This is a genomic window from Priestia sp. TRN 1309 (assembly GCF_050846875.1).
GTDB lineage: Bacteria > Bacillota > Bacilli > Bacillales > Bacillaceae_H > Priestia > Priestia zanthoxyli.
In genome coordinates this window covers 1-11,407 of the sequence record NZ_JBOZGM010000016.1, presented here as the reverse complement: position 1 = coordinate 11,407, position 11,407 = coordinate 1, and the positions used below count along the sequence as shown (strand labels likewise).

Here is an 11,407-nt window from a genome sequence, read left to right as displayed (position 1 = left end):
GGAAAAAGAAGTGAATGAGAGCTTAACGAAGATGAATCTTGGTTATATAAAGGACTATGTGCCAAAAGAAGAGCTAGATAAGGCGAAAGATCAGGTTCATGAGTTAAGAGAAGAGAATAAGACATTAAAAGCCTGGAAGGAAAAAGCGTTGAATTGGATTGATAAGAATGTTGAAAAGATGAAGCAGATTTCGTTCTTCCAATACGTTGGGGGGATTCAGAAGCGTAATAAGAGGCAAGATCAAGAAATGGAAAGATAATAAGATTAATATGAAATTTAGCTAAGAACAGCAAGTATAAGAGCAATTTGGGTGACCAGCATCTCTTTTAGACTAGAATCAGTACATGTAGAGTGTTGATCCAGTAAAAATAATAGTTCTCTATTGAATAAGAAAAATTCATTTCTGGTTAACATAATGTTTCTCCTCCTATTTTAAAATTTTTATGAGCATAAAAAAGCTATCTAATTTCTATAGGCATTGGCTTTCCATAGAAATTAGATAGCTTTTTAATAGGGTTCAAATATATAAGAAATAACGAAAAAATTACTTTAATTAATAGTAGCATCCTTTTTTTATAAATACTATATTATTCATTAGTAAAGTGTGAAAAGAGCTAGAGGAATGAGAAGTTGTAAAAGAGCATAAAAAAAGCTATTTCAATCGTATTGGTATCGGAGAGAAATAGCTTTTTTATATTACATTATTAATTACATTTAAGAGTGTTCTGGTTCGTCATGGATATCTTTATATGTGAAATATATCACAAACTTTTTTGGTTGTAAATATATAAATTGAAATTTGTATGACAAGTTTTGAAGAATAAAAGCGCAACCTCGGCATTGGCCAATGAACGAGGCTGCCTTCATATAAGGGGTCGTTCAAACGTATCCGAGAATGAACAGCTTGACTATAACATATTCTTAATATTCATACTATTTCTAGTGTGCTCACATATGCATAAAAGGTGGACTTCTTATACATTGTTTTCCTTGATTTGCTCAATAGAATGCCTATTCTATCAACGATGTATAAAAAGCTGCATATTCTATAAAAGTGACCCTTGAAGAACCCTTACTCCCATAAGGGTTCCTTTTTTTGATGTGTTCCGGAAAGAGACATTATGTAAACTTGTTTTGTATATAGTATGCATAGTCATTTATTTGCTGATATCCAATAAAATATGAATATGGGAAGGTGATCAGATGGAGGAGTTTAAAGATTTACTGTCTTACGGTATTTTAATGAGGCCAACTTCTTATTCAAAACTAAAACTAGCAATAGAAGAATTAACATCTGAAGAGTGGTTTAGAGATTTATATAAAGTCCCATCTTACAATACTGTTATTTGGAAGAATAACAAGATTAAAAAAATCCTTTTAGATTCTAAAAGAGTAAAGATGATAAAGAAAAATCAACAGCATTCAATGGACTTTATTAATTTAGTCAAAGAACTAGCTAAATAAATGATTGAACCTCTGCCAAGAAGCAGAGGTTTTTTAGAGATAAGATTTCCTATAATCTGGATTATGGTAACTAAGTTTTTTACCTAAACTATTACTTTAATGTTATTTTTAGTAATAGAGGTGAATGAGATATGAATTTTAAAAAGAGCCAATCTTATATTGATTTGACGGTAAGAAATTGGGATAACACAGAGTTTGGCGGTACTTTAAGGGAAATGTGTGAAGCAGCTAGAGAATATGAAAATGATCAAGTAGAAATTCATCAAGTAGTAAATTTAGGGAAGCGTAAGGGAGAATGGAATTACCTAATTATCTTAAATATCAGTCAAGATTTAGATAATTTGGGGGCACCTGTAGAAAGTAATTATAGGTAAATAAATCCCCTTTGCCTAAATAGGAAAAAGGGAGATTGGTTCCTGTAAGGTACATTATGTTAACTAGAGATGTATAAAATATACATAAAATATGGAATACAATTAAAGGTAAGCTTAATGTAGAAATAATAAATGAAACTATAATAGACAACTATAAGATTTCATCCGATTTAATGTCTATGGACTGAGAGATAAATTTGGTGAAGGATATGATGTGTGGGAAGTTAACAAAAAGGATTTTAAAGAAAAAGTAAAGCCTATTTGATGTAAGAAATCAAATAGGCTCTTTTCATTTTATTTATATAGAGTAAGAGTTAGTGAGTAAACTTGTGTTCCACCGGCAAAACAACGTAATCGTGCTTTAAATGGATTGCTATTTCCTTCTTTTCTAACTTCTTCTAAATAAAATTTTCTTGTACTTGTTTGTTTTGAGAATGATCCCGTTCTAGCAGGAATATCAAAGCCTGCATCATTTGTATCAACAAGTTCCATTTCATAAGGCATAGTCTTACATTTACCATTTGTTTTAAGGTAAGCGTCAATTGAGGTAGCAGTTTTTTTGTACACAGTATTGTCTGTATATACTTGTACTTGGCATCCACTTCCATAACCTGATACGCTATGCCAGCTTGTAGTAGCTGCTTCAGCCTTTGGAGTAATTCCAACTACAAAAGCTAGAGCTACTAGAAATAATGAAAGACTTTTAAGAGTTTTCTTCATAATAAGTAATAATCTCCTTTATGTATAAAAAATGACATGTTATATAATAACATTTATATATGTTATTCTCAATAATTACTTTTAATAGAAAATACAAAACTATAAATAATGGAATGAAATTAGTAGTTAATATGGATTCTGTAAAAAATAAAAAGATGTATTAAATAATTAGATTTTTATTTCCGATAATACGGATTATGGTAACTAAAATTGCTCTTTTTTATAACATTAATAACCATAAGAGTAAAAAAGTTCACAAAAATGGGTTCTTTTATCTTATTAATTAAGGTATAGTGAATGATGGAAATAAAATTACATAGGAGTTGTTTACCATTATTAAGAAATTTTTATTAGGCACTGTGGCTACTGCAGCATTATTTTCAGCCGTTAATACAAGTGCTTTCGCAGCAGAGACTAGCAATTCAAGTACAGTATCAGGAAGTGAGATAATCTCTATTCCTACGGAGAGTGTAGATCAAAATTCTCAAGAAATTACAAATATGATAGCAAAGGATATGAATGAACATCCTGAACTAGTTGAGTATGCACAAGAGGTGAAACAACCTGGATCTACTATGATGACAACACTAAGCGCTGTCCCTTATTCTTTTAGATATAATTTTAAGAATAACTATAGTTCGGCTCATTTTAGTAGTTTAAGGTTTCCAAATCTACAAGCTACAGTAACTGTTAACTCTTCAAAAGCTGGTAGTATTTATTTAAGCGTTTATAAAGCTGGGGTTTTTAAAGGAACTAGAATATACGCTAATGGAAAAACTACTAATGGGAAATTTCCTGCTGTCGGAATTGGAGGAGACTTCAATGTATATCTAACATCTGATAAAAACGGAAAGAGTTATACAGATTTGCCTGTTGCAAGTGGTACAGCTACTGTTACAGCTTATTAATAAAAACCTCCTTTAAGGAGGTTTTTATTTTTGTTATTTTATGAAATAATTGTATTCGCATCTAAAATAGATAATAAATTACAAAAGGAGTTAAATTATGAAAAAAATAGTAAATGCCTTTTTATCTATAGGTCTAGTATTATTACTGGCCTCTTGTCAAAGTAATGATACAAGTTCAACAAAAAAAGATAAAAGCTTGGATGTTATTCTTAGTGATATATCTCATAAGTACAATGTTATAAATTATGGATCAGATTCGAAAGAGATAAATATCAATGTTGAAGATACAGAAAAAGCAAGTAAAGTAAAAAAAGACATTGAAAATCAATTAAAAGAGAACGGTTTGAATAACTATAAAGTCAATGTTCACGAAAGAAATATTAAGCAAGTAAAAAAAGAAGATCAATGGTTTGAACTTGAGAACAAAGCTCTTACAAACTTACAAGAGACTAAAGAATATCGAAACGTAACTACTAAGAAGACTGAAGTTACATTAGATAAACCCGTTGTTATAGCTTTGTCTACACCCGTTTCTACATCTGATGACAGTGTGAAAACATATGCTAAAGGCATTGAACAAAATATCAATAGATTTCTTCAATCTCAACATGTAAAAGATCCTTATAAGATAGTTATTTATGATAAGGATGACAATATTATAAATATGTAATAGGAAAAGTATTAAAGAATGTTTAAGAAAAAGAAATTATTAGATTAAACAAAAGCACTCATCTAAATCAAAGATGAGTGCTTTTGTTTTTTAAGTGGTTCTTATAAATGTTTTATGTTAACTACAAATGTATAGGATATAAAACAGAAAAACCAACCTGTCAGTTCTAAAGGTTGGTTTTTCTATTTTTGTAAACGGAGTATAGGAGAATTACTTATGTGATACCTCACGGTGTCTTGGATAGTTTGCTCATGTTGACCTGCATTATTCGTTTTATAGCGAAATAATAGCAGGAAATATCATCTTGCATTTGAATACTAGTACTATACTCTTAAAACGAAAATGGGGGCTAGTAGGATGCTGGTAAAAAAGATGTTAAATGGCATTATGATGAAAGAAATCACTATTAAAGAATTAGCTGATCAGTATGGTGTAAGTACTCGTACCATTCAATCAAAGATTAAAAAATTAGGTTATGAATGGGACAGTAAGGAAAGCATTTATCGCTATGTTGGAGAAGAATCCGAACCTTTAGATGTTGATTTTAGTACCCTTATCTCTAAAAACAGTAAGATGCCAGTAGAACAAAAGCTAGCTACTAGCGAAGTAGCAGCTAGTATGAGCTATGTTGATGAAAGTGAAAGCACTAGTACTAGCTCTTCAAAAGCTAGCACAGTAGATGCAATTGATTTATTGTTGCAAAGTCCAAAAGACCGTTCAAAACGAGTGTACCGAGGTTTTTATTTTGATGATGATGTGCTAAGTATTATTGATCGAGTTCCTAAAAGTTATAAATCAGAATTAGTAAATGAAGCTCTTAGAAAAGTGTTTAAGGAGAAGGGAATATTAGACTAAAAAGAAAAGCAGGCTTAAGCCTGCTTCTATAGCCTTAGAGGCTATTCTTTTTCTCTTTAATGAACTTAATGACTAAGAAGAATAAAGTAATTAATACAAAGTAGTTTAGTGGATTTTTGAAAACGTTTTGTTCTAATGCAATTTGCAATAAGATATATAAAGAAAAAATCACTAATATAGATGGTATTATGAGTTTATTCAAGTGTCATACCTCACTTTAGTATTTAGGGAATTTTTATTTCTCTAATGTACTTGTTATATTTATTTGAAACAAGATGTTGAAGCACCTGTTAAGCCACCACCAACTGCTCCAGCAATGGCGCCTATTACTCCACCGCCTACAGTTCCTATTCCAGGAATGGTAACTGTTCCTGCGGCAGTACCTGCTAATCCTAGTGTACCTCCACCTGTAATGGCTCCACCTGCAGTACCAGTTATACATTTTCCAACTGACATTGTTTGAACTAATCCTGTATTGTCAGTTAATGCTTCTACTAAAAACCCATTCTCAGTTTTCTTATATTCTAAACTTACAGGATTATCATCTTTATCTGATCCTGTTGTAGGTAATGCTTTTTCAGTGTTGCTCTTTTTATCTTTAATCATAGGATTACCATCTTTATCAAAGTAAAATTCTGCATCTTGAAGTTTAATTTCAAGAACGCTTTCATTAATATTTTCTAATTGAAATGTCCCTTGTTCTTCTTTTTGTTCTTCTGCTGCATTAGCTGTATTAGATAATGATGGCATTGTCATTACGCTAAGTACTAGTACAGTAACAATTAGATTAAGTATCTTTTTCATAATAGTTATTTCACCTTTCTTTTAAAAATTCCATAAGTATCTTTTTCTTCATAATTGTTGAACGAATGCAAGAATATCACTTTTTAATATAGAATTTAACACCTATTTCCATAATTGATAAAAATGTATCATTTTTATTTCATATCTCACTATAATGATCCAAATATAAAGTAACCGTTATTTTACATTAATTTCTTATTTTCCATAAGATATTTTATGGAAGGATAGATATGTACTGTAGCTGAAATCTATTAGGATATTTTTTAAAAAACTCACCTATATAAGGTGAGTTTTCGTGTTTATTCTACAAATATGGTTTGCAAAAATGTAGGATTTGGTAGAAAATTAGACATAAGAAAAAGCCCTCAAGTTTTCGCCGACTCAGAGGACTTTCTCTAAAAAATATTAAGAAGGAATTAACCTTTTAAGAAGAGATTAACCTTCAACTACATAACTTTATAGAATTATTCTACCACAATAAGGTTAGTTCCTTCCACAAAAAAATGGAGGAATTAAAATGAAAAAAGCATTAAATGAAGCCGAAAAAAAAGCCAGAATAAGAGATTCTAAGCTAGAAGAGTTAATCAACCAATCAGAAGTTGGTCTTTCAGCAGATCAACAAAAAACATTATTAGAAATCTTACATAAAACTACTGGAGATAATTATTTCATCGGTAAGCGAAAGAAAAAAACTGATGGGGTGAGATTTGTGCAAATACTTATGGAAAACTATAATTATTTGAGCCAAATAAAATACTTGTCTAATGCACAAAAAGCATTTTTATTAGATTTAGTTCCTTATGTTGAATTTAAAACGAATATCCTTATAGAACGTCCTGAAGAAGACTTAGAAGAGATAAGCGAGAATGCAGCTTCACCTAGTTATTTAGCTAAAAAATTAGGACGAGAGAGAGCTAAAGTTTCTAAAATGATGAATGAACTAATGAAGCTAGGTATCTTAGCCGTAGCAGAAACTGGAATGACAACGGAAGATGGTAGGGTATGTACTAGTAGAACTTGGTTTGTAAACCCTAATATTATGTGTTGTTCGGCTAGGGATGATGTAGATAAAGCAACTCAAAGAATCTTTAGACGTTCTTTAAAAAATTTTAAAGTAGAAGGAAGCTCTAAAAAACATAATTTACCTATATATTTATTTTAAAAGCAAGGGGAAATTTCCCCTTGCTTTTTTCACCTTATACTTCATTTACATTTTTTAGGTGTGTCTTTTTGGACACACAGGTGTGTCTTTTTGGACACACCTCTCCTTCTATAAACGTTGATATAATAAGGTTCTTGTACTTCACTCTTCTCACTCTATTTAAATAGCAATTCGCTGATAGAATTGCAAGGGTCTTTTTATACTTTTTTCGTTAAAACTGTAAAACTTAAATAGCTATTTAAAATACAAGGTGCGAGTAGTATTTTTTAAAAAGATCACTTAAAAAATCTCCACTCTTTTCTCCTTGTATTTTAAATTTCGGCAGGGTTGGTTATATCGCCAAGCCGAACATACCCAAAACGAAGTTAATGATGATCGACTTGTGGCGGCCATTATACCTGCCGAACCGCCAGAGCAACTGTCCAAAATTCTACTCTTTTTCATGATCTATCTACACTATTTTTTAAGCCAGCCTCACACCCCAAAACGAAGGCGGCCACGTGATTCTAAAATATAAGTCTAAATCATCTTTTAAAAGGAACTTTTCTTTTATATATCGAATGACATATCATAGGACATAGCAGGAGGTAGTGTGATATGTCAGGTGACACAAAGAAACAGCAAAAGGTTTATACAGCAAGGGAAGTCGCTACCCTTTTAGCGATACAGAACACGACTGTTCGTAAGTATTCTCAGCTACTTGAAAAAGCAGGGTACCACATCCATAAAAATGAGTTGGGCCACAGAGGTTTTTTTGATAAGGATGTCATGGTTTTACGTAAGATTAGAGAGTTGGTAAAGCACCCTGATATGTCACTATATCAGGCTATAAACGCAGTAATATCAACGGTTGGTGAAGACGATGTATCAGACCGTGACACAGAAGAATTAGTGACATATCAGGGGACACAACGTTATGAGCAATTACTAAAACAATTTGAAGATTTTAAAGAAGAACAAATGAAATTCAACCAAGAATTATTGAAGCAGATCCAACAAAGAGATGAGTATATTTCAAAAAAATTAGAGAATAGAGATCGTGAACTTTTAGATGCTGTTAAGGGAATGCAAGAAACTCAAAAACTTATTGCTGCTAGTGAAGAAAAGAAAAAAAAGTGGTGGGAGTTTTGGAAGGTTTAATTTAGTGAAAGTGTGCTTAACCATATAAGTTTGTATATTATGAAGGACCTTAAAAGCGCATTGGAACTAATATTACCCTGGTTTTCTATGAGATGTAATAGAAGATTCATTGAAAAATGGCACCTTTGAGGTGTCTTCTTCTATGTATTATGCCGTGTTGTATATAGAATTTGCTTCTGATGCTTGTTATAAAGGTCATGATAAGTATTCTAAAGAAGCAAATGTAATAGGACGTAATTTTTGAGATACTCTTTATAGATACATGAGTATTAACGTAATCATGTATCTATAAAGAAGTTCTTCTTTCCTTCTCCTGTTTTCATTGATTTATTTTGGAGCACAACAAAGGCCACCATATTGGCGGCCTTTGCTCTGGATGAGAATAAAATTGTTTAACTTCTTTTTTCTTTCTTTACCTTTTCTATAGTTTTAAAGACTTGAGAGTATATATGTTTTACATTGGTTCGATCAATTTTGTTATTCGTTATGTTGTAACCATATTGCCACGTTTTATATTGGTTATTACTGGTACCTAAAAGACCAGTAATATAGTCTTGTTTATCATTTACACGATCAGCATATTGCTCGTATGTTAGTGAATTATCGACGAAAGGTAAGACAGATGCTTTAGATTCAGTAAAGAAGAATGGAATAGAGCTTTTTAAATATGTACTTCTATACTTTTTATTAGCTGCTTGGGATAAATAGTTCTTGGAAATGATCACAGCGTCATATGATTTTGAATCAATATGATTAATATCTTCTAAGGATATATTTTTAAAATTAATAATGCTCTCGCCCTCATTGATTTTAGGTTTTGCTCCTACTACTGCTATGGTTAATTTATTTCCTTTATAAGCTTCAGTATTTGTTTTTATGGAACTACATGCGACTAAACTAATAATTGCAATAAATGAAATAGACAGTACTTTTATTTTCTTTTTCAATGTTTTTATAATGCTCCTTTTTAATTCAATAGATAGTTTGTTTAAGATGATTTCTTTTTAACTATCAAATGAAGAATAGCTGATACAAAGATAAGTGCAATAATACATAGAACAATACGTATAACTTCGGTTACAAACCATCCACCAGGTATAGTTATATGTTTGGTCATTCGTAAAGTAATAAAAACAGCCAAGATAGATAAGACGATATCTAATGTTTTTTGATTCATGTTAGGATCCTCTCTTTAGCTATCGGTTTTTTAAAATATAAAAAGGCAGCTATAAGATGGCCGCCTTTTTATAACATTACTTTCACTTTAACATAGATAATTGTGGTGAAAAATATAAAATCATGAGAGATAATGTCGTGCTTTTTGGAATAAACATGTAGCATACATACAATGAAGGCCGCCTTATAGGATGATACATAATGGGCGGCCTTTGCTATCCGTATTCCAAATTTATGAAATCTTAGATAACATTGAAACGTATATCAACTATAAAAGGGCCTGACACATGGGAGGGATTTTTTGTCTAAGAACAATAAGACCCCTACAAATTATTTAGCATTCGGCATAAGTCTAGGTCTATGTTTTGGAGCTCTATACGGTTTAGTACTAAATAATATAGGCTTAGGAGCTGGGATGTGTCTGTGCATAGGTATAGTTATAGGAACAATTCTTGATCAGAAAAATAAAAAAAAGTAATGTGCTACATTTGGCCATTGTCAATGGTAAGCGGACCGTAGGGAGCATTAAGGAATTGACAATGTCACTACACCAAGACCCTCTTGGCACTCAAACAAACGCGTTTGTTTGACGCCAACCGGCGAGGGAGCCCCCTCAAAAAGTGAGGGGGTTGGGGGAGTTTTCTAGATGGGGTTAAGGGGAAGAGTTCCCCTTACAGGTGGTGGACAGCGTCCACGGTCTTTATAAAAAAGGGCATTCGTTAAGGATGTCCTTTTTTATTTTGGCGGAGCCAAACACAGGGAGGAACTCCGACCGCCACCTCGTAGAGCGCGCGCCCAATTTGATCGAAGATGAAAAATTGGTGTAGTGCGTTACACCAAATCTAAAGTTGTGGTATGCTAGACCTAAGTACAGTGGTCGAAATGGGGGATTGAGGGATGGCCAAATATGGGATTATCCGCATGCAAAAGTTCCACAAAGACGCAATATTGGGGATCCAGAAACACAACCAACGAGAAGGCGAGAACAGTAAAAATAAAGACATCGATTCAACCAGAACGATGCTCAACTATGACTTCGTGAATGAGGACAAAATTAAGTATCATGAAGAAATTAAGAAGATGACGGCCACCCGTGTGAAACGAAAAATTCGGAATGATGCGGTCCTGGTGGCAGAGTTCTTTGTATCGGCCAGTCCGGAGTATATACATGCGATGTCGTTAGACGAGCAGCGTAAATATTTTGAAGCATCACTGGATCATATTGCCGGCAAGTATGGCCAGCAGAACATTTTGTATGCCGTGGTACATAACGATGAAGCGACGCCACATATGCACGTGGGGTTTGTGCCGATTACGGATGATCGGCGCTTGGCGGCGAAAGAGTACTTCCATGGGAAAACCAAGATTCGTAGAATCCAGGATGATTTTCACAACTACATGAACAAACGTGGGTATGACATTGAGCGTGGCGAGCCGAGCGAGCTGCAGCATAAAAGTGTGCATGAATTTAAGAGAGAGGAACGTGAAAAAGAGCTAAAGCAGTTGGATCAACAAGTGGCTCACATGAAAAAAAAGATTCGACAGATGGATAGTTTTGTTGAGTTAAAAACAGCACCACCCGTTGAAATACGTAGCGAGAGACGGATTGAAGAGTTATGTAGCAAACCAATTGAAGTAGAGGCGGCCAAGAGTGTCATGGGTTCCAAAGTGAAAGTGGAAGAAGCAGATTTTCATGAGCTGATGAGTCTCACAAAAGAGCTGCAGCAAACATTGGCGGCCGAGCATGAGCGAACGCATGCATTGAGTCATGAGTTAGATCGCTATGAAAAAGAGAATAAGGCATTAAAGAATGAGTTAAGTGAGACAAGGCAAGAATTAGAGATCTATGTGGCGGATCAAGATGGCCAAGTAGAAAAAGCCAAGAAACAAATGCGCCAGAAGCTTGTCCGTGATTTTTCAGCTGAACAAAGGGAAAATGTGAAAGACGAGGTTAAGAGAGAACTAGATACGCAATATGAGGCTCATATAAGCTCTCTCAGCGATGATTTAATGATGGAGAAGCAGAAACATGAGAAAACGAAAAAAGAGCTTGTACAGGAAAAAGAAGTGAATGAGAGCTTAACGAAGATGAATCTTGGTTATATAAAGGACTATGTGCCAAAAGAAGAGCTAG

The 11,407-nt window shown here is 33.1% G+C and carries 12 protein-coding genes and 1 pseudogene; 9 read left to right on the top strand and 4 right to left on the bottom strand.

Features of this window, described 5'->3' with window-relative positions:
- The 3 genes and pseudogenes from ACRPLQ_RS26310 to ACRPLQ_RS26300 form a co-directional block, all read left to right on the top strand.
- Positions 1-259: pseudogene (locus ACRPLQ_RS26310) on the top strand (MobV family relaxase); the annotation flags it as partial.
- Between the two features lie 944 nt (positions 260-1,203).
- Positions 1,204-1,464, top strand: a complete 261-nt coding sequence (locus ACRPLQ_RS26305; RefSeq protein ID WP_223546876.1) for a hypothetical protein — start codon at positions 1,204-1,206, stop codon at positions 1,462-1,464.
- Between the two features lie 131 nt (positions 1,465-1,595).
- On the top strand, positions 1,596-1,838 hold the full coding sequence (locus tag ACRPLQ_RS26300; protein WP_223546874.1) for a hypothetical protein: 243 nt from the start codon (positions 1,596-1,598) through the stop codon (positions 1,836-1,838).
- Between the two features lie 294 nt (positions 1,839-2,132).
- Here the strand turns inward: ACRPLQ_RS26300 and ACRPLQ_RS26295 are convergent, their stop codons facing one another.
- Positions 2,133-2,558 (bottom strand): cell wall-binding protein, encoded by a 426-nt coding sequence (locus ACRPLQ_RS26295; RefSeq protein WP_430080249.1) that lies wholly within the window; start codon positions 2,556-2,558, stop codon positions 2,133-2,135.
- Positions 2,559-2,917: 359 nt separating this feature from the next.
- Between ACRPLQ_RS26295 and ACRPLQ_RS26290 the strand changes: the two genes are divergently transcribed.
- From ACRPLQ_RS26290 to ACRPLQ_RS26280, 3 genes are all read left to right on the top strand, one after another.
- Positions 2,918-3,466: a hypothetical protein gene (locus tag ACRPLQ_RS26290; RefSeq protein WP_432236336.1), complete on the top strand. Its 549-nt coding sequence runs from the start codon at positions 2,918-2,920 to the stop codon at positions 3,464-3,466.
- 97 nt (positions 3,467-3,563) lie between these two features.
- On the top strand, positions 3,564-4,136 hold the full coding sequence (locus ACRPLQ_RS26285; RefSeq protein ID WP_432236335.1) for a DUF4030 domain-containing protein: 573 nt from the start codon (positions 3,564-3,566) through the stop codon (positions 4,134-4,136).
- Positions 4,137-4,493: 357 nt separating this feature from the next.
- Complete coding sequence (locus tag ACRPLQ_RS26280) at positions 4,494-4,991, top strand: HTH domain-containing protein (protein WP_432236334.1); 498 nt, start codon at positions 4,494-4,496, stop codon at positions 4,989-4,991.
- Between the two features lie 261 nt (positions 4,992-5,252).
- On the opposite strand, the gene ACRPLQ_RS26275 is transcribed toward ACRPLQ_RS26280, so the two are convergent.
- Positions 5,253-5,795, bottom strand: coding sequence for a hypothetical protein (locus ACRPLQ_RS26275; RefSeq protein WP_033580908.1), 543 nt, complete (start codon positions 5,793-5,795; stop codon positions 5,253-5,255).
- A gap of 517 nt (positions 5,796-6,312) precedes the next feature.
- Between ACRPLQ_RS26275 and ACRPLQ_RS26270 the strand changes: the two genes are divergently transcribed.
- Both ACRPLQ_RS26270 and ACRPLQ_RS26265 read left to right on the top strand, forming a co-directional pair.
- A complete protein-coding gene (locus ACRPLQ_RS26270; RefSeq protein ID WP_033580907.1) occupies positions 6,313-6,957 on the top strand; it encodes a hypothetical protein in 645 nt (214 codons plus the stop codon).
- Positions 6,958-7,554: 597 nt separating this feature from the next.
- Positions 7,555-8,097, top strand: coding sequence for a DUF3967 domain-containing protein (locus ACRPLQ_RS26265; protein WP_033580906.1), 543 nt, complete (start codon positions 7,555-7,557; stop codon positions 8,095-8,097).
- A 392-nt stretch (positions 8,098-8,489) separates the two neighbouring features.
- Here the strand turns inward: ACRPLQ_RS26265 and ACRPLQ_RS26260 are convergent, their stop codons facing one another.
- Both ACRPLQ_RS26260 and ACRPLQ_RS26255 read right to left on the bottom strand, forming a co-directional pair.
- Positions 8,490-9,044: a hypothetical protein gene (locus ACRPLQ_RS26260; protein WP_052191931.1), complete on the bottom strand. Its 555-nt coding sequence runs from the start codon at positions 9,042-9,044 to the stop codon at positions 8,490-8,492.
- A 41-nt stretch (positions 9,045-9,085) separates the two neighbouring features.
- Entirely contained in the window at positions 9,086-9,274 is a 189-nt protein-coding gene (locus ACRPLQ_RS26255; protein WP_098627007.1) for a hypothetical protein, read from the bottom strand.
- Between the two features lie 896 nt (positions 9,275-10,170).
- Here ACRPLQ_RS26255 and mobV point away from each other — a divergent pair.
- A partial coding sequence (mobV, locus tag ACRPLQ_RS26250) for a MobV family relaxase (RefSeq protein ID WP_432236333.1) occupies positions 10,171-11,407 on the top strand: 1,237 nt, incomplete at its 3' end.

Coding starts and splice junctions, on each gene's coding strand:
- ACRPLQ_RS26305 (WP_223546876.1), top strand. CDS start 1,204: ATGGAGGAGTTTAAAGATTTACTGTCTTACGGTATTTTAATGAGGCCA.
- ACRPLQ_RS26300 (WP_223546874.1), top strand. CDS start 1,596: ATGAATTTTAAAAAGAGCCAATCTTATATTGATTTGACGGTAAGAAAT.
- ACRPLQ_RS26295 (WP_430080249.1), bottom strand. CDS start 2,558: ATGAAGAAAACTCTTAAAAGTCTTTCATTATTTCTAGTAGCTCTAGCT.
- ACRPLQ_RS26285 (WP_432236335.1), top strand. CDS start 3,564: ATGAAAAAAATAGTAAATGCCTTTTTATCTATAGGTCTAGTATTATTA.
- ACRPLQ_RS26280 (WP_432236334.1), top strand. CDS start 4,494: ATGCTGGTAAAAAAGATGTTAAATGGCATTATGATGAAAGAAATCACT.
- ACRPLQ_RS26275 (WP_033580908.1), bottom strand. CDS start 5,795: ATGAAAAAGATACTTAATCTAATTGTTACTGTACTAGTACTTAGCGTA.
- ACRPLQ_RS26270 (WP_033580907.1), top strand. CDS start 6,313: ATGAAAAAAGCATTAAATGAAGCCGAAAAAAAAGCCAGAATAAGAGAT.
- ACRPLQ_RS26265 (WP_033580906.1), top strand. CDS start 7,555: ATGTCAGGTGACACAAAGAAACAGCAAAAGGTTTATACAGCAAGGGAA.
- ACRPLQ_RS26255 (WP_098627007.1), bottom strand. CDS start 9,274: ATGAATCAAAAAACATTAGATATCGTCTTATCTATCTTGGCTGTTTTT.